The organism is Paenibacillus sp. GQ49 (genome assembly GCF_059759055.1).
In genome coordinates, this window is the sequence record NZ_JCAXEL010000009.1 from 118,129 (window position 1) to 144,154 (window position 26,026).

General features: G+C 47.0%; 22 protein-coding genes and 1 other annotated feature. Of the genes, 4 read left to right on the forward strand and 18 right to left on the reverse strand.

Going from position 1 to position 26,026, the window contains the following annotated elements:
* Nucleotides 1-17: 17 nt before the first annotated feature.
* The 14 genes from AC6CIF_RS17300 to AC6CIF_RS17365 form a co-directional block, all read right to left on the reverse strand.
* A complete protein-coding gene (locus AC6CIF_RS17300; RefSeq protein ID WP_062835000.1) occupies nt 18-581 on the reverse strand; it encodes a ribonuclease FAU-1 family protein in 564 nt (187 codons plus the stop codon).
* A 288-nt stretch (nt 582-869) separates the two neighbouring features.
* On the reverse strand, nt 870-3,539 hold the full coding sequence (locus AC6CIF_RS17305) for a PBP1A family penicillin-binding protein (protein ID WP_498200675.1): 2,670 nt from the start codon (nt 3,537-3,539) through the stop codon (nt 870-872).
* A 170-nt stretch (nt 3,540-3,709) separates the two neighbouring features.
* On the reverse strand, nt 3,710-3,952 hold the full coding sequence (gene hfq / locus AC6CIF_RS17310) for an RNA chaperone Hfq (RefSeq protein WP_017687918.1): 243 nt from the start codon (nt 3,950-3,952) through the stop codon (nt 3,710-3,712).
* A gap of 373 nt (nt 3,953-4,325) precedes the next feature.
* The gene (gene miaA / locus AC6CIF_RS17315; protein ID WP_498200678.1) at nt 4,326-5,282 is read right to left on the reverse strand and encodes a tRNA (adenosine(37)-N6)-dimethylallyltransferase MiaA; all 957 of its coding nucleotides are present in this window, start codon (nt 5,280-5,282) and stop codon (nt 4,326-4,328) included.
* A complete protein-coding gene (locus AC6CIF_RS17320) occupies nt 5,263-6,048 on the reverse strand; it encodes a class I SAM-dependent methyltransferase (RefSeq protein WP_498200680.1) in 786 nt (261 codons plus the stop codon). Before AC6CIF_RS17320 ends, miaA begins: the two co-directional genes overlap by 20 nt.
* Nucleotides 6,049-6,065: 17 nt before the next feature.
* Nucleotides 6,066-8,282, reverse strand: a complete 2,217-nt coding sequence (gene mutL, locus AC6CIF_RS17325; protein WP_498200681.1) for a DNA mismatch repair endonuclease MutL — start codon at nt 8,280-8,282, stop codon at nt 6,066-6,068.
* 21 nt (nt 8,283-8,303) lie between these two features.
* Entirely contained in the window at nt 8,304-11,105 is a 2,802-nt protein-coding gene (mutS, locus tag AC6CIF_RS17330) for a DNA mismatch repair protein MutS (RefSeq protein WP_498200682.1), read from the reverse strand.
* A gap of 207 nt (nt 11,106-11,312) precedes the next feature.
* Complete coding sequence (locus AC6CIF_RS17335) at nt 11,313-12,563, reverse strand: putative amidoligase domain-containing protein (protein WP_498200683.1); 1,251 nt, start codon at nt 12,561-12,563, stop codon at nt 11,313-11,315.
* Between the two features lie 201 nt (nt 12,564-12,764).
* Nucleotides 12,765-13,325, reverse strand: a complete 561-nt coding sequence (locus tag AC6CIF_RS17340; RefSeq protein WP_017687912.1) for an outer spore coat protein CotE — start codon at nt 13,323-13,325, stop codon at nt 12,765-12,767.
* A gap of 75 nt (nt 13,326-13,400) precedes the next feature.
* On the reverse strand, nt 13,401-14,378 hold the full coding sequence (locus tag AC6CIF_RS17345) for an aromatic acid exporter family protein (protein ID WP_498200684.1): 978 nt from the start codon (nt 14,376-14,378) through the stop codon (nt 13,401-13,403).
* A 348-nt stretch (nt 14,379-14,726) separates the two neighbouring features.
* Nucleotides 14,727-15,518, reverse strand: coding sequence for an ABC transporter permease (locus AC6CIF_RS17350; RefSeq protein WP_498200838.1), 792 nt, complete (start codon nt 15,516-15,518; stop codon nt 14,727-14,729).
* A 38-nt stretch (nt 15,519-15,556) separates the two neighbouring features.
* Nucleotides 15,557-16,351, reverse strand: a complete 795-nt coding sequence (locus AC6CIF_RS17355; protein WP_498200685.1) for an ABC transporter ATP-binding protein — start codon at nt 16,349-16,351, stop codon at nt 15,557-15,559.
* Nucleotides 16,352-16,380: 29 nt separating this feature from the next.
* Nucleotides 16,381-17,385 (reverse strand): ABC transporter substrate-binding protein, encoded by a 1,005-nt coding sequence (locus AC6CIF_RS17360; protein ID WP_498200686.1) that lies wholly within the window; start codon nt 17,383-17,385, stop codon nt 16,381-16,383.
* Between the two features lie 159 nt (nt 17,386-17,544).
* Nucleotides 17,545-19,059 (reverse strand): carboxypeptidase M32, encoded by a 1,515-nt coding sequence (locus tag AC6CIF_RS17365; protein WP_498200688.1) that lies wholly within the window; start codon nt 19,057-19,059, stop codon nt 17,545-17,547.
* Nucleotides 19,060-19,407: 348 nt separating this feature from the next.
* On the opposite strand from AC6CIF_RS17365, the gene AC6CIF_RS17370 reads away from it, so the two are divergent.
* The 4 genes from AC6CIF_RS17370 (at nt 19,408) to AC6CIF_RS17385 (ending at nt 21,603) form a co-directional block, all read left to right on the forward strand.
* Nucleotides 19,408-19,983: a beta-class carbonic anhydrase gene (locus AC6CIF_RS17370; RefSeq protein ID WP_036613541.1), complete on the forward strand. Its 576-nt coding sequence runs from the start codon at nt 19,408-19,410 to the stop codon at nt 19,981-19,983.
* Between the two features lie 173 nt (nt 19,984-20,156).
* On the forward strand, nt 20,157-20,723 hold the full coding sequence (locus AC6CIF_RS17375) for a PadR family transcriptional regulator (protein ID WP_036613540.1): 567 nt from the start codon (nt 20,157-20,159) through the stop codon (nt 20,721-20,723).
* Between the two features lie 98 nt (nt 20,724-20,821).
* A complete protein-coding gene (locus AC6CIF_RS17380) occupies nt 20,822-21,319 on the forward strand; it encodes a hypothetical protein (RefSeq protein ID WP_076210071.1) in 498 nt (165 codons plus the stop codon).
* A gap of 5 nt (nt 21,320-21,324) precedes the next feature.
* A complete protein-coding gene (locus AC6CIF_RS17385; protein WP_017687903.1) occupies nt 21,325-21,603 on the forward strand; it encodes a YxcD family protein in 279 nt (92 codons plus the stop codon).
* A 156-nt stretch (nt 21,604-21,759) separates the two neighbouring features.
* Here the strand turns inward: AC6CIF_RS17385 and tyrS are convergent, their stop codons facing one another.
* The 4 genes from tyrS to AC6CIF_RS17405 all read right to left on the reverse strand — a co-directional run bounded on the left by tyrS (nt 21,760) and on the right by AC6CIF_RS17405 (nt 25,937).
* The gene (tyrS, locus tag AC6CIF_RS17390) at nt 21,760-23,022 is read right to left on the reverse strand and encodes a tyrosine--tRNA ligase (RefSeq protein ID WP_036613950.1); all 1,263 of its coding nucleotides are present in this window, start codon (nt 23,020-23,022) and stop codon (nt 21,760-21,762) included.
* 115 nt (nt 23,023-23,137) lie between these two features.
* Nucleotides 23,138-23,365: a binding site (T-box leader), on the reverse strand.
* Nucleotides 23,366-23,464: 99 nt separating this feature from the next.
* A complete protein-coding gene (locus AC6CIF_RS17395; RefSeq protein ID WP_498200691.1) occupies nt 23,465-23,914 on the reverse strand; it encodes a DMP19 family protein in 450 nt (149 codons plus the stop codon).
* 10 nt (nt 23,915-23,924) lie between these two features.
* Nucleotides 23,925-24,377, reverse strand: a complete 453-nt coding sequence (locus AC6CIF_RS17400) for an Imm63 family immunity protein (RefSeq protein WP_498200692.1) — start codon at nt 24,375-24,377, stop codon at nt 23,925-23,927.
* A gap of 90 nt (nt 24,378-24,467) precedes the next feature.
* Nucleotides 24,468-25,937: a protein adenylyltransferase SelO gene (locus tag AC6CIF_RS17405; RefSeq protein ID WP_498200694.1), complete on the reverse strand. Its 1,470-nt coding sequence runs from the start codon at nt 25,935-25,937 to the stop codon at nt 24,468-24,470.
* Nucleotides 25,938-26,026 lie beyond the last annotated feature (89 nt).

Genomic DNA, 26,026 nt, shown 5'->3' on the forward strand with positions numbered 1-26,026 from the left:
ACGGCGAAGTACATGCCTCAAATCTGAATGTTTTTTCGAAACTCTCCGTTCTCAAACAAACTCTGCCTGTGCTTCAGTGATAACTGAAAGTATGGGAATACATGTGCGTCAATAGCATGCAGCAGTTCCTTTGCCGTCTTGTTAGCCAAGTCATAATCACCTGTAGTAATATGCTTCCGTGACAGTGCATCTTCAAGCTCATCTTCATCCAGCAAAAATACTTCTCCATCTTTCAGTACAACGACATCCAGATACAGGTCATCAAACCAAGGAACACCCTGATCGGTTATCCCCTGACTACGACATGTATCAATGTACCACTCTACAATCCGTTCCTGATCGTCAAACATTGCTGTAACTACAAAGTGCTCTCCCTTCGGATAGTATTGCAGCCAGGAATACCCTTTATCTGCGATACAGAAGGTACTGCCTCCATAAGTTTTCCACAGAGGTTCTTTCAAATCCTGTATGGTGTACAACGTAATATAACCTGTGAAAATTTTGGATTGAACGAACCGGCATGTGAATTGTCGGTTCGTAATCCGGCGCCAGTTCGCGCGGTCCCCGAATTTCCGTTTCATACGAACCCCTCTTTGCCGACTACAGGTCCGTGACCTGCTCTGATGTTATTGGTGAACAATGTAATAACGTCCGCCTGATGGATTCCAGCGCTCTGGGCCCGCTCTTGCACAACGTATTACGAATAGTTACAGCTTACCATATTTAAGGTTTACACTCAAAATCAAGCTTTGTCCCACCTATCCATCAAATCAGCTTCCATTACAGTTGGTTCCGTATACCAAAAAAACTGCTTCACCGGTTTTCCGGGAAGCAGTTTTTTCAATGTAGCTATTTAGTGATTCATTGGCTTAGCCGCCGGTTCCAGCTTGAGAATCTGCGGGTGCATCTGTCCCTCCAGGATCCCCACTTGTTCCGTTGTCGGGAGTTATAACCTCACCTGGCGTTGTTACGGCTCCATCATCGGAACCTTCACCGGTACCGCCCGGATCTGTTGTCCCCTGACCAGGCGGGGTCGTATTTCCTTCCCCAGGTTGACCGTTTCCTTGGCCAGCTCCGCCGTTGTTACCATTGTTTCCGTTATTACCATTACCATTTCCGTTGTTGCCATTTTCATTCCCATTACCATTACCATTATTACCGTTCGAGTTGCCATTATCCGGTGAACCATTGTCCGGATTCTCTGTACCTGGCTGCTCAGGATCTATCTCTGTTCCAGGGTCTATACCAGGATCAGGTTCCTCCGGCGGCATTTCCTGCGCTTCAATCATCAAGGAAATGGTGTTGGAAGGATCCGTCTCAAGTCCTGATGCCAAGTCATAAGCTGTCACATAGTACTCATAGGTTAGACCAGGCAACGCACTTAAATCTTGTGCATTGGTCGCTCCTATAGCATCAATGAGATGAGTGAACTGGGCTTCAGATGTTTCTTTCCGATAAATCCGATATTGCGTACTCGCGTCACCCGTTCCAGTCCAACTCAGGGAGACGGTTTGTGCATTTGGATCGTATGATCCACTCAGCCCACTAACGGACAGAGCCGGCTTTTCTGGTTCTTCTACTGGCGGTGGTGCCTGCCCTCCAGCTGGTGCTTTGAATTGCTTCACTGGAACGCCTTTTAAAGCATCTCCCATGACTTTGGCAAAGAAAGCTGCTGACAGCTTACTGCTGTTCTTAAGCATATGATTGGCATCCGGATTGTCATAGCCCATCCAGACTGCGGCAGTCCATTCCGGTGTGTATCCAACAAACCATACATCACGGTTGGCACTGTTGCCAGAGATACCACTTTGAACTGTTCCTGTTTTACCCGCTACCGGACGATCCAGACGTGCTGAACGTCCCGTACCGTCATTAACGACGTTCTGCAGCATCTGTGTAAGCTGATACGCATTTTGCTCACTCATGACACGCGTTGTGTCCGAGTTATCATGTTTGTAAGTGGTTTTGCCTGCGCTATCCTTGATTTCTTTAATCGCATAGGCTTGTCGGTACTCTCCGAGGTTGGCAAATGCACTATAGGCTTGCGCCATTTCCAGTGTATTTGTACCTTTACTTAGACCACCGAGGGCAATCGCCAAGTTTTTGTCCTCATCTGTCAGCTGTATGCCTACACTTTTGGCAAAATTAATGCCTGTGTTAACGCCTATTTTATCAAGTAGCCAAACCGCAGGAATATTTTCCGATTTCGTAATGGCTTCCGTCATACTGATCGTTGAAGAATATCCATGCAAGTTACCAGGACAGTAGTTACCAAAACATTGCTTCGCATTACTCAGCGACGAGTTGGCACTGTAATTTCCTGATTCAAGCGCCGGTGCATAAGACACAATCGGTTTAAAAGCTGAACCTGGTTGTCTTCGACTCTGCGTTACACGGCTATAACCTTTAGTCTGATAATCCCGTCCACCCAGGAGGGCAACGAGGCTACCATTCTCATGGTTCATGATTACCATGGAACCTTGGACCTGTTGATCATCTTTGCTTGCCTCGAACAGACTGTCATCTGTGAAGGCCGTTTCCATCGCTGTTTGAGCCTGAGCATCCATGGTCGTATAGATTTTGTATCCGCCAATATTCAGATCATCTTCCGTTTTGCCTGTTACACGTTCAGCTTCACGGAGCACATAATCAATAAAGGCTTGATATTTCTGGTCTTTTTCTGGTCGCTTGTAGTTATAATCTACCGCTTTAGCTTTATCCATCTCTTCCTTCGTGATGTAGCCTTGTTCATACATCAGCTGCAATACCACACCGCGGCGTGCTTTTGAGTCTTTTGGATTGCTCACCGGATTGTAGGCAGAAGGGCCTTTAGGCATCGCGGCGAGTGTGGCAATTTCCCACAATTCAAGATTATTTAGATCTTTTTCTCCAAAGTAAAATTCAGATGCTGCTTTAATCCCGTAACGCTGATGGCCGAAGAAAATCCGGTTCAGATACATCGTCAGGATTTCGTCTTTTGTGTACTTGCGCTCTAATGCCATGGCAATCGATACTTCCGTTGCTTTACGGAAGAACGTTTTGTCACGGGACAAGAACATGTTCTTGGCAAGCTGTTGGGTTAGTGTACTACCACCTTCCACCATGGAACGAGCCATGACGTCCTTAACGGCTGCACGCCCAATGGACCAGATATCCACGCCCTGATGATCGTAGAAGCGTTTATCCTCCGTTGCGACAAAGGCTTGCTTCACCAGCTCAGGAATATCATCTTCTTTGACAGGTTCCAGCTTCTGAATGGATAGTTCCCCCATTAATTGGCCATTGCGATCATATACTTTTGAAGTTTCATTAATTGTGGTTTTGTCCTTGTTGGCTTTGAGCAGATTCTCACCACTCACCATAATAAATAAATATCCACCAAGTGCACAGAATATGGCGATTGCCATTGTGAAAAACAGTGTCCATCCAACGCGTTTACCCGTAATTTTTTTCTTTTTAGAGGTCTTTGGCTTCGCTTTTTTGGGTGACTTGTTATTATTGTTGCGATTGTTAGACCTCGACAACGGATCGTTTGGCATGTTAACCTCCTGACTCCCTTTCGGTTGCATAATTTCTATTCGTCTATAGGCTCAGGCATATATTAAACATATTTTGCCCGGAATGAAAAGAACAACCCTTTATTCAGGTTGCTCTGTTTCAATACCTATACTTGTAGACGAAATGGTTGGTGAAAAGGTTTCGTAATTTTTTAAGCTTCGCCGCTGTTATCTTGCTGCATCAGCGATACGCTGCGTTGCGGCGTGAACGTGGAGATGGCATGCTTGTAGACCATTTGCTGGCGTCCGTCGCTGTCAATGACGATCGTAAAATTGTCAAATGCCTTGATCGTCCCGCGGATTTGGAAGCCGTTGGTCAGATAGACCGTAGCAGGAATATTTTCTTTCCGCAGTTGGTTCAAGAACGTATCTTGGATGTTGATGGACTTGTTCATTAGCCGTACCCCCATTGGTTCATTTGAATTCGTGTTCAAGTAATATTCAATATCGCTGAGTAGCTTTCGTGCTATTATATCATGAACAGTTTCATATAATCCACAAAAACCCCTTGTCTGCTATTTTACCCCCATTCTTGGCGAGGTGAAAAAATAGAAGACTTACCCATTATACACCGCTTGTCTGTTTTGCAAAAGAGGGACTAATTCTTCATTTTAAAGCACATTTATTCGTTGTTTAGCGAATGCTTAATCTCTACCATCTGTTCTAATGGTAAATAAAAAACCTCTATCCTTTTGATACTACAAGGTAGAGGTTTACATATCTTGATCTAATCGATGCCTGTCAGAAGAATATTAATAATCGCTTAAATCAATCAAATTTTCGTGTAATCAATTCACTAATCTGCTTGTATTTCCCTTCAAAATCTTGGGTATCCGTCATGTCCACCCATTCAATATCCTTCATATGGCGGAACCAGGAAAGCTGCCGTTTGGCAAACCGACGCGTATCCCTCTTCAACCACTCAACAGCAGCTTCCCAACTCACTTCCCCTTGCAGGAACGCTGCAATCTCCTTATACCCCAGTCCTTGCATGGAAATATGACCTCTGGCCACTCCGCGTTCCAACAGGGACTTCACTTCATCCACCAGACCTTGTTTGATCATCAGATCAATCCGCTCTTCTACCCGGGCGTACAACTTCTGCCGATCCATTGTCAAACCAACAATAAGAAGGTCATAAGGCGACTCTTTCTTCTGTACTGCCAGCTGATCAGACCACTTCTCGCCTGTGAGATGATGGATCTCAAGCGCACGTACAATTCGCCGCTGGTCATTGGGGTGCAGACGATCCGCACTAACCGGATCAACTTCCCTCAATCGATCATGAAGGGCCTGTGCTCCGTGTTGCTCCGCATAGCTGAATTGTTCCTCTCTGAACGCTTCATCTGAACCACTATCCGAAAATTGGAAGCCGTAACATACTGATTCCACATATAGACCAGTGCCACCTACAATAAAAGGCATTTTACCGCGTTCATGGATTTCACTAATCAATCGTGTACAACTCTCTTGAAACTCGGCCACAGAATACGGATACTCCGGTTCATGGATATCAATGAGATGATGAGGTACACCCTTCATTTCTTCAGAGGTAATCTTGGCAGTTCCGATATCCATTTCACGATATACCTGCATCGAATCCCCTGAGATAATCTCACAATTGAAAGCTTGGGCAAGCTCGATGCTCATTCTTGTTTTGCCTACTGCTGTTGGTCCAACCAGCACCAGCAGTTTAGGTTTGGGTTTAACTTCCACTTTCAACATTAATCACTCCGTACAGGGTTTTTGCATTGGCCCGATCAAGTATTTCAAATCCGAGCCTGTCAAACTCCGCGCTGCCGCGCTTTTCTTTCATGACTACCCGTTTACGGGCAACCCGTTTTGCTTCCATAATGCTCTGTTCATCCAGCGCGTGAGCATTTGCATAATCTCTCAAGGGCTGTATTGCACTTGAATCCATCATTGGCTCACGGAACATCGGGTCAAAATATACAGTATCACAGCTTCGATCCGGCATGGACCGCAGTAACTCAAGATGATCCACATGCCGTAGATTTATGCGCCGGAAAGCCTCATCCACCAAGGGCTGATTGCTCTTATAATGAGACATGCCCTCCAGCAGCAGGGTATAGAGCGGTTGAGAACTTTCACATGCAATGACTTGTCCACTCTTCCCAGCCGCAACCGAAAATACCAGCGCATCTGAACCGAGTCCAGCGGTACAATCAACAATGGTGTCTCCTTCGAGTACCGCACCAGCTTCCAGCATAGGATCGGCTTCCCCTCTTAAAACACGTTTAGCGCGAACAAATCCCATACTGGGGTGAAACTCAAGCTCCGTCTCATCTTTGCGAAACAAGCGTGCTCTGCCATTAAGCACGACCAGTATTTCGTTGATACCATAATGTTCAATCAGTTTGGGTAAAGACGTTCTATTGCGCGGTACGTAGGTACCTCCTGTCGTTTCGGCGAGCTTACGCGCACGCTCCACCTGAGAGGCAATCTCCTTGTCACCGGTTGTAATGTACATAATGTCCCCCTAAATAGCTACATCACTCGTTTAAATAATTTTTCCAGATCATACGTTGAAAATGAAACCACAATCGGCCGCCCATGTGGACAAGTGTAGGGCTGACGACATGAACCCAGACGCTGAATTAGCACTTCTGCTTCCTGATCCGTCAGCTTCTGGTTCGCTTTGATGGACGCCTTGCAGGAGCACATAATGGATGCAGCTTCTCGCATCTTGGCCACATCTATGCTGCGTTCACTAAGAACCCATTCAGACATCTCTTCGATAATGTCTTTCTCATCCCCTTTGGGGAACCAGAACGGATGGGAGCGCACGCGGAACGTCTGTCCACCAAAATGCTCCAAATAAACACCTGCCTGCTCGAACCATGCCAGCCTTGTTTTTAGTTTTTCCGTCTCCGAAGGTGTGAACTCCAGCGTAATCGGCAGCAGTAACTCTTGTGAGGCCTGTGCAGGGTTGCCAAACTTCTCGTAATAGTACTCATAATTCACGCGTTCATGAGCAGCATGCTGATCAATCAGATATAAACCTTGGTCATTTTGCGCGATCAAATACGTACCATGATGCTGTCCAATCAGACTCAGCTCTGGAAAAGCAGGCATGGATGCATTTGATTTAATGGCAGCAGCAAGTTTAGTGGCATCAGGCAGACCGGAAGTTTTCCACTTCCGTTCGCCTCTTGCAATCAAAGACGGGTTGTAGGTTGACCGAGCTTCCCTAACCGGTGAATTTACGGATTCGGAGCGATACGTAGTCGGTTTGCCTTCTTCCAGCGGTTTCTCTCTTGCTCCACGACTTTCAACATCTTGAGAAGACAGGTCCGTTTTGGTGAAAATTTCGGAAGAACTTGTACTTACATCCTTAGTACCTTCCTGCACGTCAGCGGATGTCTGCACCCCTTTATGACTAATCCCCTTCTGCAAAATATCCCCGCTCCAACTTTCTAACTGCTCAGGAGGGGTTGTAAACTCAGGTGGAGCTGCGGGCAATGGCACTGAGTGACCCTGTTCAGATACCCCCTGTGCTGCGGACACATCCGCCGGAGCATCCAAATCCAGATCATCATCTTCGGCAGTCAACTTCAGCGGTGCAACAGTAGGTTTCCCGAGTGGACCTTGTTGCCCATATCCTTCTGCATCAGATGCATCTTTCAGAGGACCCCGTGGAAAGAGGAATTGTTCCTGGATAAAGGAACTATCGTCTCCGCGTCGAATCTGCTGTTTTTTGACCTGTGGAATCAATACCTCCTGCCGGAGTATACCCCGCAACGTCGTCTCTATGAATTCATATAGTTCTGGTTCCTTGCTGAAGCGAACCTCCAACTTGGCCGGATGCACGTTCACATCCACAAGAGATGGGTGCATCTCCAACTGCACCACGACAAGCGGGAAACGGTTAATGGGCAGCAAGGTATGGTAGGCTTTGAGAATCGCCTGATTGAGACCGTAATTGCGAACAAATCGCCCATTAACAATCGTAGACATACCACCACGATTCGCTCGTGTCCATTCAGGCAGGCTGATCAGCCCGCTCACCCGGTAATCCAGACTTTCTCCCTGGATGGGAAGCATCGCTTTGGCAGCACTTGTCCCATAGATCGCTGCAACTACTTGCAGCAGATCACCGTTGCCCAATGTCTGAAGCAACACATTCTCATTATGACGCAGTCGAAATGAAATGTTTGGATGAGACATCGCCATCCGGTATAGGACATCTGATATATGTCCCAGTTCCGTCTGGATTGTTTTCATATATTTAAGTCTGGCAGGTGTATTGTAAAATAGTTCTCTCACTGCAAAATCTGTACCTTGGGGTGAGGTTGCATCTTCATGAGAGACAAGATTCCCGCCTTCAATCACGATGCGGCGCCCCCGCCCATCATTGTCACTTGCCGACAATACCTCTACCTTGGACACGGCGGCAATACTCGCCAAGGCTTCTCCGCGGAATCCAAGACTTGTGATCTGAAACAGATCTCGGCCATGGGCTATTTTGCTGGTCGCATGACGATAAAAGGCGGTTTCCATATCCTCTGGCTCGATACCTGAACCATTGTCTTTAACACGAATACTGAGGAGTCCGCCTTCTTCCACTGTTACTTCAATCTTGGTGGCGCCTGCATCCACCGAGTTTTCGAGCAACTCTTTGACAACCGAAGCAGGCCGTTCAACCACTTCACCCGCCGCAATCTGGTTGGCAATATGTTCATCAAGCACATGTATTTTCGCCACAGGTTTTCCCCTCCCTTATATTCAGGATAATTGCTGTGCCTTCAATTTGAGATCATTCAATATCTGCATCGCCTGAAGAGGCGTCATATTCATGACATCGATATCTTTCATCGTACGGATGAATTCTCGCGCTGGTTTATCCACCGCAACTACATCCGGTTTCGTTGCCACATTCGGCTCATCGTCCCCAAAGATGGACAGTTGAACCACATCCGAATGCCTTGCACTGGACTGTACTTCGCTGTTTGATTTTTTGGCATGTTGCTTCTCGACCGAATCTTCAATAGAAGGTGTGTACTCTGCACTATCCACAATCTCGTGCTCCCGGATCAAAGGTGCTGAAGCCGTGTGCTGGAATTCTCCACCTTTTAATTTCAAGCCTGCTTCCTGCTTCTCGTTTCCGATATATTCACTGCCCACAGCTACTTGGGCAGCCGCGTGTTCGAACCCATGCAATAGTCCATTCGCCCGCTCAATAATGCTATCAGGCAGACCTGCAAGGCGTGCACAATAGATACCATAACTGCTGCTGGCTGCCCCGGCAATCAATTTGCGCAAGAAATTAACTTTGTCACCACTCTCCTGTACCGCCATCGAGTAGTTGGCCAGCTTGTCCAGACTCTCCTCCAGATGAGCAAGCTCATGGAAATGAGTTGATACAAGAGCTTTACAGCCGATGATATCATGTACATATTCAATAACAGACTGAGCAATGGCCATACCTTCACTGGTCGACGTTCCCCGTCCCAATTCATCGATAATAATCAGACTGCGTGGTGTGGCTTTGTCCGTCATGACCTGAATGTCGGCCATCTCCACCATGAATGTGCTTTGTCCGCCAATGAGATCATCCGCGGCACCGATCCGTGTGAAAATACGATCCATGATCGGCACTTCCGCCTGACCCGCAGGTACAAAACAACCCACTTGCGCCAAAATGGAGATTAAAGCGACCTGTCGCATATACGTACTCTTACCAGCCATATTTGGTCCAGTAATCAGCAAAATACGTGCCTCTTCCTTGGTCATTGCCGTGTGATTGGCAATAAATGCGCCATCTCGCATGACCGCCTCAACGACCGGATGGCGTCCTTCTTCCACAACCAGATCATAACCGTCGGTCAACGTAGGACGTACAAAGTTTCGCTCAGCACTAATCACCGCAAAAGATTGATACACATCAATTTCGGCTACCTGTTCGGCCAGCTTCTGCAATCTTGCAATCTCTTTATTTAGCCGCTCGCGCAGCTCTGCGAACAGCCCATACTCAATATCAACCATTTTGTCCTGAGCTTCGAGAATCAGCGTCTCTTTTTCCTTCAACTCCGGCGTAATGTAACGTTCTGCATTGGCAAGTGTCTGTTTACGTTCATAACGTCCCTCTGGCAACGCGGACAGATTGGACTTGGTGATCTCGATATAATAACCAAACACTTTGTTATATCCAATCTTCAGCGATCGAATGCCTGTCGCCTCACGCTCTCTCGCTTCCAGCTCCGCAATCCACTGTTTCCCGTTAACCGAAGCCTCACGCAATTCATCCAGACGTTCATGGTACCCTTCACGAATCAGACCTCCGTCCCTTACCGATACCGGCGGCTCGTCCACAATGGCTTGCCCGATAGCTTCACGCAGATCATTGCAATCATCCATCGTTTCGGCAATATGCTGCAATGTTGCGGAAGATGATCCTGCGCAATGTTGACGAAGTCCTGGAATTTTCTCCAGTGATGATTTGAGCGCATTCAGGTCACGACCGTTGGCATTACCAAACGCAATCCGGCCTACCAAGCGCTCCAGATCATAGATGTCTTTGAGTTCTGCCCGCAGGTCCTCACGCAATATAAACTGGTTGTACAACGTATCCACTGCTTCAAGACGCTCATTAATCTTCCCTTTTTGCAATAATGGCTTATCAACCCAGCGACGAAGCATTCTTGCACCCATGGACGTCTCGGTCCGATCAAGCAACCAGAGTAATGAACCTTTTTTGGAGCGTTCACGCACGGTTTCCACCAATTCCAGGTTCCGGCGGGTAAACGGGTCCAAGATCATATAATGATCTGGCTCATACGTTGAGATTTGTGTTAATTGTCCCAGAGAACGTTTCTGTGTCTCACTCAGATAGGAGAAAAGTCGTGCAATACAGGCTTGACGTTCAGGCTCTAGTCTTGCCCACACAGCCTCGCCAAACTGCTGACGGACCAAATCTTCCTTATTTTTTGTCCACGACGTGTAGACCACAGGGCGACCGATTGGAGACGCCCCGGCTTCTATCGTTTCAAGCAGCGCTGCATCCCCCACCAGCTCCGATGGTTCGTAGATGCCGATTTCATCCTTGAGCCATTCCTTGGAATAGGGTACGGATGTCACATACAACTCACCCGTTGACAGATCACAGGCCGCGAGCGCCAGCGTATTTTGATTACCTGTAAGACAGACCATGTAGTTGTTGGACTTATCCCCCAGCGTTTTGCCTTCCATCACCGTTCCGGGTGTAACCACACGTACAATTTCACGTCGTACCATGCCTTTTGTTACACTTGCATCTTCCATCTGTTCACATATCGCAACTTTATATCCTTTTTCAATCAGACGCTGTATGTAATTGTCAGCCGAATGATAAGGTACACCGCACATCGGAATTTTATCATCCGTGCCTCCGTTACGTGCGGTCAGCGTGATCTCAAGTTCACGGGAAGCATTAATCGCATCCTCGAAGAACAATTCATAGAAGTCACCCAATCTAAAAAATAGAAAAGCATCCTGTGCTTCGGCCTTCACTTGCAAATATTGTTGAATCATTGGCGTATACTGAGCCATGATGAATATCCTCCATCCCGTTCCTATAATGTCAGGAAGAAACACGTCCTGGAAGGACAATAAGACGGTCAGGCACTATGTTTGCGCCTCCGCCTTATGTGTTGGCTATTCGCCACTTCCTTCAAGGGTTGCTGCTCCATATCTTCCGTAGTAGCTTATTACTCATAAAAGACTTGTTTCTTATTATATCAAAAAAACGTCCGTACTTCATGAACCTGCCCGAATATTCCAGAGTTTGCGAATATCGCGGCTCTCATCCCAAGTTCTTCCCAGTTTTAATTGAAGGATTAACGGAGACGCATACCGTTCATAACGTGCATATCCATCCAACCTCTTCAGATCATCTACGAGGGCTGGGATGTGTTCCTTAATCATTTCCCGCTTTCCTTCATAAAAAGCGGCATGAACCTCAGCTTTCGCCAACGGACGCTGCCGTAATTGAGTATACCCGCTCGCGATCAGACCTGCCAAGGCCACAACACCTTTCGCAACAAGGGGCGACACAAGAAAGCTGGGCAACGTCCGATACTCAAAACCACCATAGGATTTCAGACGAAAATCACCAAGTGCTCCGTAACGGGGTCGTCTTCCCGATCCACGGGGGTCTTGAAGAAATGCCAGTGGCAATGCCAAATAATTGTCCAGTGCACGAAGCAGTTCCCCGGTAAGATTCACCCCGCTAAAATGAATATGACCACCCAGAGGTAACCCCCGCTGTGGCATCCCTCCTGCCTGCCAGATGAGCGAGTGATCACTGATGCTGCGGGAAGCGGCTGCGAATGCCCTCATCAGATGAGCCAGCAGTTCTCGTGGTTCGGAGCTGGGAGCCGGTCGCAGTTCGGCAACCGGATATATGCGCCGTCCACCAATCGTCACAGAATCACAGCCTGCCATTCCTGTACGTTCAAGAAATCTGGAGGCGGGTACGATTTTGGATTCCGGCATTTGCACCAGAAGAAACTCCGGGTCCATGCCGAGTATTGGAGTGGGTCTGTGACTCGCCTCCTCATCCAGCAGTTCCTGATGCTGCTTCCAGCTTTCCCTATAGGTAGCAGCAAGGTTGGTCACCCCTTTCCAGGGACATGGGTCAATCGAAATCACTGCACAGCCGCCGTTTCCTGAAGATTCCATTCGAACAGCTCCATGATCCAGCCCTAGCGTATACAGCGTTTTGATCGCAAGTCGTTCTATGCGCTTGAACAAGGTTGAACTCGCTTCACGCTCCAACAGAGTTTCCTGTGCCCCTCCCATGCCACTAGTATCCTTGCGCTTGATCCGAATCGCCTGCAGACAGCTTATCTCTACGTTATAGCGTACACGCAAGCCTGGTTCACGTTTGCGCCGATCTTGTAATGATAATACTTCAATGCCTGCCTGACTCAAACGTTCTGCACGTTCTCCGGAAGTCATCCTTTCATATCGGCGCAGCGCTTCCTCCGCTTGTTCCGTCACATTCATTACGTCCCCCCTCCCGGATTATGCAACTAAAATAAAAATAACCCCGCAATGCGGAGCCTTCCCGTGAAAGGTATTCCAGGCACATTGCGAGGCTCGTTACCACCCATTTTTTAATATTTAAGAAGAAAGAGGGCTTACGCCCTCTTCACCGCGCCTTCTGGCGCATATGATACCTTAGGTTATCAAATACAGGCGTCAATCTCACAGCTCATCGTCGAGCAGATCGGGATCGAGATCGTCATAATCTCCATCGGCACTGCCAAAGTCATAGTCCTTGTCTTCGTAATCACCGCAACCATCTGTGCAGACCTTCACACAAACTTTGGTTTCGGCAACGAGTTCCACAGCGAATTCCCGTTCTACCCGGATAATTACGCTGCTTCCACCTGCTGATACTGTGGCTTCCACACAGCTAGGTTCCTGCGTTGCATCCGCAGATACCTCCACTGTGGAGGTCCGGTGTTTCGGGTCCAGATAGGACAAAGGCACATGTTCTACATACGAGACCGTTTCTTTGGCTACATCCGTCTGCGAATTCTTGTCATAGGAATACCAAATGTTGATATCGTAAGTACCAATAACTTCAATTCCGTCACCCGCTGATACGGCTTCATATTGGTGGTTGATAATCCAAGCCCCCAAAATACTTGTCGGACCATTTGGCGGAGTCACGGTATGTGTTACGGTAGAGAACTTACGACCTTTGCCGCAGATCGCCTTCGTGATAATCTCTCTACATTGATGTTTATGACTCAATGACATCTTTAAACCTCCTCCATACAATCATTCACTACAAGTGTATGCAGGGCATTCGTCTAGGGTGACAACTATTTTCTATTATTCGTTTGTAGATTGGGACCGGTCCGAGATTGGGGACGGTGCTTTGTCCTTCTTCGCGACTTTCAGATACAGCGCGAGTTCGCGGCACAGCTGGAGAATTGCGGAACGAATCTCGAATTCTTCCCTTGTATCCGGCAGCTCCATACGTTTGAATTCTTCTTGCACATCTGCAAGAAGTTTTTCAGTTCGTCCGGTGTAGGATTCAGTAAGTACATCCTGACTAAGCTGATCGAACAGTTCCGATACCATTTCCGCATGTGGCATCTTCTGATAGATCTGGGACACCAGATGCATCATGTGCTGGATGGAGTCCAGTTGCGTTTTGCGCATATAGAAGTAGACACTCCATTCCTCATTCGGATGAATCACCTGATTCTCCAGAGAACGCTTGGCAGCATCAATACCGCCAAGGATCGCTTGATCTGCTTCAATTAGCTCTCTCCCCGCCCATGCTTCATTGGGATTACGCAGCGTGGCCGCAAATTCCTTGAAAATCTTCGAGAAGAGTTCATCGATTCGTTTGCGAATGCGCAGCATCTGTGGATCTGCTGCCGGCATGTAAGCCAGGTTAACCGCCATTGCGGAACCAAGACCAATTAACAGCAAAGCAATTTGTACGAGGACGACATGCACGTCCATCTCCCCGCCGCCGAACACCCGAAACACCACAACAGAACCTGTAACAATACCTTCTTTGAAGCCAACCCGGACAATAGCCGGGAATGCGATCAATATGTATACCGCCAGCACCCAATAATGGAAGCCTAGAAAGTGAAAAAGTACACTTGCAAATAAAAGTCCAACTACGGAAGCAAAGAACCGTGCCGATATGGTGCGAATACTTCGTTTCCTCGTTACATCCACGCCAAGAATGGCAAGCAATCCCGCTGATGTTGGTCCCGGCAAGCGACACCAGTCTGCAATCAATACAGCCATTAATGCGGCGATTGCAGTTTTAATTACCCTAAAACCCATTTAACATTCCATCTCCTCTAAGCTGCAAAAAAATTCTTAGCCAGCTCGTCGCCTCATTCATTTATCATGACTAGTATGTCTCATCCAAAAGTAAACTAGACGACATCAACCGACATGCGCATGCATGCCGGTCACAGCAACACGCCCCGAATGAGGGACGCTGGCAAGTTAGATCGTTGCGACAGAACCTCAAGGCCCTCTTCTCCAATCATCGCATTCATTCCGGATCTGCACGGAATAATCATACTAAATATGGTACTTGATTTTACGGTATCGGGCAACGTGACACCCCTTGTGAAATTGTATACATATCATACCCGGTCACATTACGAGTAAAACACTTCCGAATCACCTGCGGCCAGCCAGCATTTTGCGTTCTGCATAGACAACAAGTTGGTACATGGCTGTTGCAACTGCAGCAATAATTAACAGACTCGATAATACGAGTGTGAAGTTGAATACCTGAAATCCGTAGATAATGAGATAACCTAGCCCTTGTTTCGCGACCAGAAACTCACCCACAATTACACCCACCCAAGCCATGCCAACGTTCACTTTCAAGGTGGATACAATCGCCGGAAAAGAAGCAGGTAATACAACTTTTGTGAAAATCTCGGAACGGTCTCCACCAAACGTTCGAATGACTTTAATATAATTGGAATCCACTTCATTGAAGCTGTTGTACACGACCAGTGTCGTGATAATGACCGTGATGGACAATGTGGTCATAACAATGGCTGTAAAACCCGCGCCGAACATCACAATAAAGATCGGGCCAAGTGCTACCTTTGGCATACTGTTGAACACAACCATATAGGGGTCCAACACTTTGGACAAAAAAGGAGACCACCAAATTAAAACCGCAAGCAAGGTTCCCACCAGTGTTCCCAATAAAAAACCAACTGCCGTTTCCCCTACGGTTACCCCAACATGTGCCCACAACTCGCCACTAGCGATGTCCTTGCCAATCTGGGCAAAAATCTTACTCGGATAACTGAATAACAGTACATCAATCCAGCGAAGTCTGCCTGCCACTTCCCATAGCAAAAACATACATACTAACATAGATAACTGTACGGCAAGCACTTGATGTCGCCACCTGGCCACCTGCTGAATATGATTCCGATGCAGCTGCCCCATCCATTCGTCACGCTTCTCCTGCTTCGGATTCATTGGATTCACGCGTCTTCCTCACCTCCCCCGGGCTGATCCAGTTCACTCCATAACGCCTGAAACAACGCATTGAATCCTTCTTGCTCCCTGGCATGAAACGGCTGAGATTTACGAATTCCATCGGGAATGATAAATTCACGACGGATGCGGCCCGGATTGCGATCCAGTACAATGACGCGGTCACTGACCGCAATGGCTTCAGACAAATCATGGGTGACGAGAACGGATGTTTTGCCAAACTGTTTTAACGTGTCCGAGACCAGATCCTCCAATTGCAGCTTGGTTTGATAATCAAGTGCTGAGAATGGTTCATCCAACAATAAAATCCCCGGGTCGGTTGCCAGCGTGCGCACCAGAGCCACTCGCTGTCTCATACCCCCTGAAAGTTCTGACGGGTACTGATTCTCCGTTCCGGCCAACCCCATACTTACCAGCAGTTCCCGTACACGCTCACGGCTCCGTTCATCCAGTCTGCCTGTCAGTTCAAGACCGATTAAAGCATTATCCAGAATGGTCCGCCATGGGAACAGATAGTCCTGTTGAAGCATATAACCAATCTGTGCTGAGGGGCCGCCAACAAGTTTGCCTTTAACCTTAACCTCTCCTCGAGTGGGTGTGAGCAGCCCCGCGATGATCGACAACAATGTCGTTTTACCGCATCCACTCGGTCCAACCAGACTGACGAACTCTCCTTTTTGGATCTCCAGACTCAAGTCCTCAATCACCAAGGAAGCTTCCCGCTCGCTGACGTATACTTGAGAGATCCCCTCCAGTCGGATCACACTTTCGGATTCAGGCATTCTGCTCACTTCCTTTCCTGAATACCCCATTACTTTGATTTCGTAGCTTCTTCCGCATAGGCATTATCCACAATGGCATTCAAATCCACACGTTCTTTCAACTCTCCGGCGGCACTCATGACATCAAGCAGATTGTTCCACTCTTCCTCATCAATGATCGGGTCCGTTGCATAGCTGCCCTGTTCCTTATAACGATTAACACTGCTGACTAGAATGGCTGGATCAATGTCTTTGAAAAAAGGAGAAATGACTTCAGCAATCTCTTCAGCCGTATGGGAATCCACCCATGCCTGCGCTTTGTGTAGACCATTCGTAAACTTCTGTACGATATCCTTATTGTCGTTAAGATAACTCTGTTTCGTCATGAAGACGGTGTAAGGCAGAAGACCACCTTCTGTGCCAAACGATGCAACAACCTTACCCCGACCTTCTTGTTCAAAGATCGATGCCTGGGGTTCAAACAGTTGAACATAATCTCCCGTGCCTGAGGCAAAAGCGGACGCAATGTTGGCAAAGTCCACATTTTGAATCAGCTCCAGATCACTTTGCGGATCAATGCCATGTTTGTTCAGTGCGAACTCCCCTGCCATTTGTGGCATGCCGCCTTTGCGTTGACCGAGAAATGTGGAATCCCTCAGTTGCTCCCAATCGAAGCTATCTTCTGTGTTACGAGCGAACAGAAATGTACCATCCGTCTGGGTGAGCTGGGCAAAGTTAATGACCGGATCTTCCGCTCCCTGCTGGTAGACATATATGGACGTCTCCGCCCCTACCAGTGCGATATCCACCGAACCTGCGAGTAATGCCGCCATCGTTTTGTCACCACCAGCAGTCGTTTGAATATCCACCTCAAGTCCCTGCTCTTCAAAAAAACCTTGAGCCACAGCCACATACTCCGGTGCGTAAAATACCGAACGAGTCACTTCGCCAATCGTAATCTTGGCTTCATTCTCTTCCTTATTACAGCTGGTGAGTGCCACAATGATAATCAGCAGAATAACGATGCCCCGGACGAACCATGGCGTGTATTTCATGTTGTTTCCCTCCTTCACTGGTTTCAGCAGTTTCTCTCTATTATGGATATGCCGATGCCCAACAAAAGGTTAAGAACTTAAATGCAAAAAAGAGCCGGGCAATGATGCCCGACTCTTCAGCTCTTCGAAATGTTATTCAATATGTTATATATGGGATACCTACAGCTTGTAAATCTCGGCGTATTTGGCTTCCAGATAATCGGCCAGATAATCCGGGTTCAATTCTTCACCCGTTACGGCGACAATCAATTCGGAAGGTGTGCGACTTTTGCCATACCGATAGATCTTGTCTGTAAGCCATTCCTTAATCGGAATCAGATTACCTTCGGCAATGAGGGTATCAAATTCCGGCATTTCCTTGCGCAATGTATGTAGAATTTGAGCTGCATACATATTACCCAGAGAATACGAAGCAAAGTAACCAAAGTCACCACCAGACCAGTGAACATCCTGAAGAACACCGTCTCCATCATTCGTTGGCATAATACCGAGGTATTCCTTGTATTTTGCATTCCAGGTCTCCGGCAGGTCTTTCACTTCCAGACCATCGTTGAATAACATTTTCTCGATCTCATACCGGATAATAATATGCAGGTTATAGGTCAGTTCATCCGCTTCAATCCGAATGAGTGAACTCTCCACCCGGTTGATTGCACGATAGAAATCTTCCAGTTCAACCTCGCTCAGTTGCGGGAAATGCTGCTGCAAATCTTTGTAGTAACGTGTCCAGAATGGCAGACTGCGACCAATCATGTTTTCCCAAAGACGGGACTGGGACTCATGAATCCCCATGGACGTTCCTTCAGCAAGGAGGGTACCCGCCAGACTCTCATCAATATTTTGCTCGTACAGGGCATGTCCACCCTCATGCAGGGAACTGAAGACTGCGCTTGCTACATCATCTTGCAGATAATGTGTTGTAATCCGCACATCACCCGGATTAAGGCCCGTTGCAAAAGGATGAACACTCTCGTCCAATCGTCCAGCTTCAAAGTCATAGCCCATTTGTTCCAAGATGAACAGACTGAATTTTTCCTGCTGTTCGGTGTCAAACAACTGATTCAGGAACTCTGTATTTGGCTTGTTTTCTGAAGCATTAATCTTCTCTTGCAAAGGCACCAAACGTGCTTTGAGGCGGGCGAACACAGCATCCACTTTTTCAACCGTCAGATCCGGTTCATACATATCAAGCAACGTATCATAACGTGTATCCTTCACACCCCAATAATCAATAAACTCCTGTTTGAGCTTAACGATATCTGTCAGATAAGGGGAGAACCCTGCAAAATCACTGTTATGTTTGGCATCTTCCCATGCGGTTTCGGACTTGGCCGTGAGCACGGTATATGCTTGTACTTTTTCCGGTGGTACGGATTGACTGCGATCATATTCTTTCTTGCAATCTTCAACCAAACGACGATCTATATCTTCGAGCTGTTCCAATACCGCTGGAGTCGTTAATGCATCCAGGTAAGTCTTCATGTCAGCCGAGGTTTGCAACTTGAATGCTTCGGTGGACAACATACCCAGCGTCTCCGAACGAGTCGGAACGCCTTTTTTCGGCGCACCTGTGCGCAGATCCCAGTGAAGCAAACCAATGGCTTCATGATAGCTCTTAATTTTACGAGCCAGATTACGGAAGGATTCCAAATGTTCCTGTGTTTGTTTATCCATTGTTATCGTTCACCTCTTCAAAAAAAATGTTATACCCTATTGATGATACTTTTTGCATTGCGTATAATCAACTTTTAACAGATGAAAATTGCATTGTTCTCCTAAAGATACGTGTTCAAAAAGTCTGATTTTCATTACGAGAAGATAGAAATGGCGTTCAACTTCGATGCTGATGATGCCCTCAGGCATGATTTGTAATCAAAAGTGGACTTTTTGAACAACCTCTACAGGGTTGGAGTAATGCCATCTGCTGACCGTGAAATACTATTAAAGCAAAGGCGCGTAGGACAAGCTGCATCATATGCAAGTGGCCGTGCTCGTCGTATTGGATAACAGGAGGCAATGGACATGAACAACATTCAAGAGATTTTGACTTACAACAAATCATTTGTCGAGACCAAAGAATACGAAAAGTATACGGCTGGCAAGTTTCCAACCAAAAAGATGGTTATCATCACTTGTATGGATACACGTCTGGTGGAATTGCTGCCCAAGGCTATGAACTTGAAAAACGGCGATGTGAAAATCATCAAAAACGCAGGCGCAATTATCTCTCAGCCTTTCGGGAGTGTAATGCGTAGTGTACTTGTCGCCATCTATGAACTGGGTGCAGATGAAGTCCTGGTAGTGGGACATACGGAATGTGGTATGGCTTCCCTTCACGCTGAGACCATGATTGGACATATGGTAGAGCGTGGTGTATCGGAAGAAGTCATGACTACTCTGGAGAATTCGGGCATCCGTTTGCAAAAATGGTTGCGTGGGTTTGACAGCGTTGAAGAAGGGGTAAAACATACTGTGGAAGTGATCAAAAAGCATCCATTACTTCCTCCCAATGTACCCGTCCACGGCATGGTTATCGATTCTGCTACAGGTGAACTTGATCTTGTCGCTGAGGGGTATGGACAACAGGCATCTCTCTAAATGGTTTGGAGTGCGGACCTTATGGTTCGCACTTTTTTTGTCTAAATTAAGGCAGTTGTTCTGTCAGGTTGTCAAACCATACAGTTTCAGTGTACACTTTTTATGAAAGCGGTCAAAGAAAGTAAAAACGATTGTTCTCTCTGACCTAGCCCTAATATTAAGGAGACATGTGCATGAACATACTTTCCTACGGATTGCTCGGGCTGCTTACCCGCGAGGAGTCATCGGGCTACGATCTGATGCTGAAAATCCAGCCTCATTGGCAGGCGAAACACAGCCAGATCTACCCACTCCTGTCCAAGATGGAAAACGATGAGTTATTGGCCTCCCGCTGGGTACAACAGTCTGACAAACCGGACAAGAAAATGTACGCAGTAACGGAAAAAGGCATTGAAAAGCTCTTGGAATGGATGATTACTCCTGTTACCGCACCAGTTACACGCGATGAATTTAATTTGCGTATTTTGTGTGTTGGCATAGCGGAAGACGGAAGCATGAGACGCATTCTTAACGAGCGTAAAAGCTGGTTTATGGAACGCATACGTTATTTCGAGGATCTGAAGTCACGTATACCTCAGGATAATCTTCGTGTAGGCAACCGAGATTTTGGAAGCTACATCCTGGTACAAAAAGGGTTGATGCACGCACAAACAGGCCTGGAATGGTGTCATTGGGTTACCCAATTGCTTGATGGCCAAGCTGCAATTCAAGACCCAAGTCCAAGCGTTTCAGAAATTTAATAAAATTTGAAACGTTGCTGCAAGTTGACCGTATTACATGAGTAAGGCCCATTTTTGGGCGATTCAAACAAATTAATCGGGGGGTTACGATCTTTACAATGAAGAAAAAATTCGGAGTTAAACATCTAATGATGGTATTTATGGCCTTTACATTATTGTTCGCAACAGTGGGAGTAGCCAATCCGGATTCAGCGGATGCTAGACGTGGTGGCGGATTCAAATCCGGTACAAAAAGTTATAGTAATACACCTAAGAAATCCGACAGTAACGTGAATCAATCCAATTCCGGTAATAACTCCGGTACTGGTGCAGCTGCAACTCGTGGTGGTGGATTCTTCGGCGGTGGCGGCGGATTCATGAAAGGCATGATGCTTGGTGGTCTTGCTGGTATGATGTTCGGCGGATTGTTCGGTGGCATGGGCGCCCTTGGTAACATCCTTGGATTGCTCGTGAACGTTGCAGCAATTATGTTGATTGTTATGCTGGCTATGGCACTCTTCAGAGCCATCTCCAATCGTCGCAAACCTGCAGCGGATGGTCGTTATGACCGTCGCAATGATCGTGACGATGACCGTAACAGAAACGGACGGTACTAATCTCTATGGTTCTGAGCATGGATGAAATTGTGAATGCAATCTGTATTCATATGGCAGAACGTAAGGGTGTACGTCCAACCGATGTGAACGTAGAACTGAGCTGGGAAGAAGATACAGGTTATTCCGCTGAAGTTTGGATTCAAGGCCGTAGTCAATATCTGGTGGAGTCCAATATGATTGAAGCGATTCTTCGTTACCTGCACAGTGAATACAACATCCGGGCGTACCGTGAGAACGTACGACTTGATCTGGATGAAGAGATCACAGCGATCGTTAATCAATAAGATAGGTCACTCACTGGCCTGATATACGAAAGACCGTCTCCGCTCTGTCACCTGACAGAGATGGAAGACGGTCTTTTTGTTTCTGTATTTGTGGCTTTATCTGTGTGTCTACTGTAGTCTCTTTACGTCTCTGTGTTACGTTCTGATTCTTGGAAACTACGATTGAAGTTTAACCAGGCTGTAGTTCTTCTTACCTTTACGGATAATGATGAATTTACCACCAATGGCATGCTCTGCCGACACCGTGAATTCAAGCTCTGTAATTTTCTCACCATTCATGGAAATCGCGCCTTTGGTGACATCCTCACGCGCCTGGCGTTTGGATGGCTCCAACCCCAGATCTACGAGCCAGTCGACGATATTTTTCGCTTCGCCGTCCGTTTCGAATGTTGGCATTTCCTTGAAACCCTGCTCGATTTCATCTGCTGTCAGGGAACGGATATCACCACTGAACAGCGCCGCTGTAATACGCTTAGCCTGTTCGAGCATTTCTTCGCCGTGAACGAATTTTGTCATTTCTTCCGCGAGTGCTTTCTGTGCTTCACGTCTGTGCGGCTCTGTCTCTACCTTTTCAGCCAAAGCTTCAATTTCTTCTTTGCTCAGGAAGGTAAAGTATTTCAAGTATTTGATCACATCACGGTCATCTGTATTCGCCCAGAACTGGTAGAATTCAAATGGTGTCGTTTTGTTTGGATCAAGCCAGATTGCCCCGCCAGCTGTTTTACCAAATTTCGTACCGTCGGATTTGAGCATGAGCGGAATGGTCAGACCGTACGCCTTCGCTTCAGATCCTTCTTTTTTACGAATCAGATCAAGACCACTCGTGATATTCCCCCATTGATCCGAACCGCCGATTTGAAGCTGTACATCTTCGTTCTGGAACAGGTGCAGGTAGTCGAGTGATTGAAGGATCTGGTAGGAAAACTCGGTGAACGAGATTCCGCCTTCCAGTCTGCTCGCAACCACATCCTTAGCCAACATTGTGTTGAGGTTAAAGTTTTTGCCGTAGTCACGCAAGAATTCAATGACATTGATTTTGTGTGTCCAATCGTAGTTGTTCACCATGCGAACCTGATTATCACCGTCTGTTACGAACAACTTCTTCATCTGCGCTGTCAGTGCATCCACATTCTCCTGCACTTGCTCCATCGTTTGCAAAGAACGTTCTGCCTGCCGACCACTTGGATCACCAATCGTGCCTGTAGCTCCACCTATCAAAATAACCGGACGGTGTCCTGCCAGTTGAAAACGTTTCAGCATCATGAATGGAATGAGATGTCCGATATGCATGCTATCCCCCGTAGGGTCAACGCCGCAGTACAGTGAGATTGATTTGGTTTCAGTCAACTCACGCAGTCCCTCTGCATCTGTCTGCTGGTTAATGGCGTCACGCCACTGTAGTTCATCAATAATATTCATTTGTATAACCCCTTTTCTATTCTCAAGATTCAGTCATGATCTACGTTTAATTACGAAATAACACGCTGGAACGGCTTTTTTGGACACAAAAAAATCGCCTCCTTGTCTTCATAGACACAGGGACGATTATCATAACCGTGGTACCACCCAAATTGCATGGACAACACGTGACCTTAACACGTTATCCATACCACTTATGGCAATATATCGTTTGCCCATCCGCTTGGCATTACCCAAGTACTCCAGAGTGTAATTCGCAGCCCTTGTATGTATCAGGTTCCATCAACCCCTGACTTTCTGTAACAGGGACAAAGCCGCTACTGCGCTCTATCAACGTGATTCATGTATTCAATTTATAGCAAGTATAGCCGAACGTTTCAGTCATTGCAAGACCAAGTATGCAATCTTTGAACAGAACAACGGATGCACAGTTGAAACCAGATTATATAATCATCATGTTCAATTTTCCGTGATAATAACCATACGCTTTCTCCGCGATCTGATCCTCATTGTTCCAAAACTGCTGATCCAGCGCATCTAACTGCTGCTCTTGTTCCTTTGTCAGGAATTTAGGAATATCCCACAGTTCGGTAAGCCTTCCATCCTCTTTCAAGTGCTCAATACAGCCGTATGCTGACGTTATAATCTCCACGACTTGAGTCGCATCAATGATATGTAATGCCCGCAACGCGTATCGGTATACATCTTCCCCCCAGTTACAGAAAAACTGTATAAAACCGCCATTAAAGATATCCGCCTCTAGCAGCCATAAAGCAGCAATGTCCTGCTCGTTCGAAGTCAACGAAACCCATCCCTGTTCAGATTCATTCTTTTTTTCGACAAATAACACAGCATAGTCATACCATACATCATTGATATCTTGCTCGCTCATGTAACACACCTCACTTTTCTTTATGCATGCTCTCCAACTCCTGACGTTTACCCGCCTGATGCCAATGTAAATATGGATCACCGATCTGCTGGAAGGCTTCCAGAACGCCCCTGTTCAAGTCCTTCATCACTTCATTTGTATAGTTCAAATGCGTTTGTTTATTATCCACGCCATGTCGTTCCAACAATCCTACATGCGTCGCGGTGAAAATAATATCTTCCAGCAACCAATAGATGACTTCATCCGGCTGTTTCACCCGTTTCTCCAATGAAACGAGACCACGTTCGTATATTCGAACGATATACGCATCTTCTCCAGCCTCTACATAGGGCACCCCATCCCATTTAAAGGTCTCAAACAAGCGGTTAACATAGTTCTGCATCTGTTCCCTAGGGAAAGATGTACGCTCTAAAAGCTGTAAAAGGATGTCTGCCAATTGTTGTTTACTTAACATGTTGGACATGAATGCACCTGCCTCTATAAAGTAACGTCGATGACAGAATGAAAAATGAAAAAGCTGCCCAAGGCAGCCTCTTCATTCCATACTGTTCAATCAGGTTCCACAAAAAGTCTGGTACGAAGTATTGCACTGTGCAGGCAGTTCAGCATATTCAGCCTGCTCAAGTGAGTGCGCGAACGGGTCTGAAAGAACTGCCAGAAGCTTCTGCATCACGCTAAGATCTCCGTGGTTCTCCGCTTGCTCAAGGGCTTCCTCGACCCGATAATTTCGGGGAATGACAGCTGGATTGCTTGTTCTCATCAACTGCCGAGAGACTTCCTTCTCCTCTTGCTGTCTGTCTAATCTTGCTTGCCACCGCTCATTCCATTCAGCAAATTCCGGCGTGCCAAACAAAGCTGTCCCTTCCAATGTATCAAAGGTCAAAGCCAGGAACGTATTCGTGTAATCTGCACTATGCTTCTCCATGAGTTCAAGAAGCTCCTTGATTAGCGCTTCATCTTCAGCTTCTTCATCCAACAAGCCCAGTTTGGCGCGCATTCCCTTGAGCCAATAATGATGGTACAATTCAGAAAATTGTGCGATAGCATCCTGAGCGAGTTGCACGGCCTGTTCTTCATCTTCATGCAGCAACGGCAGAAGCGTCTCGGCAAAACGAGCCAAATTCCACCCGGCAATATACGGTTGATTACCATAAGCATAGCGACCTTGCCTGTCAATGGAGCTGAATACGGTCGAAGGATTGTAAGCATCCATAAAGGCACACGGACCATAATCGATGGTCTCACCACTGATTGCCATGTTATCCGTGTTCATCACGCCATGAATGAAACCAACACGCTGCCACTGGGCAACGAGTGCCGCCTGCCGTTTAATCACTTCCTGAAGGAGCAGAAGATAGCGATTCTCAGCTTGAGCAACATCAGGAAAATGTCGATGCAACGTATAATCAGCCAATGCCCGAAGATCGTCGATAGACCCCCATCTGGCTGCATACTGGAAGGTTGCTACCCGGATATGACTGGAAGCCACCCGGGTTAAAATGGCACCCGGCCGCTCTGTTTCGCGGATAATGTTTTCTCCTGTTGATACCACCGCCAGACTGCGTGTCGTTGGAATACCCAGTGCATACATCGCTTCACTAATAATATACTCACGCAACATGGGCCCTACAGCAGCACGTCCATCTCCCCCACGAGAGTACGGGGTTCTCCCTGAACCTTTCAGCTGGATATCCACTCGCTCGCCCTGTGGCGTAATCTGTTCACCCAGCAGCAAAGCACGTCCATCTCCAAGCATGTTAAAATTGCCAAATTGATGTCCTGCATAGGCCTGAGCCAAAGGCTCGGCTCCTTCCGGAATCGAATTACCTGCAAAAATTTGCGCTCCTTCACCACTGTCAAGAGACTCCACATCCAGTCCCAGGCTGGATGCAAGCAGTCTATTGAAAATGATCAGCTTTGGTGATTCAACAGGCACCGCGCCCTGACTTGTAAAAAAGGGTTGCGGTAATTGCGCATAACTATTCTCCAAGTTCCACCCTTTGTTCAACGTTTCTTGTTGCATGGTGATCACAACTCCTTTTCTGTACCCCAGGGATATCCCTTGGTTATATTGTAGCCTTGTGAACCAATGCTCATTTATGTAGTCGCATG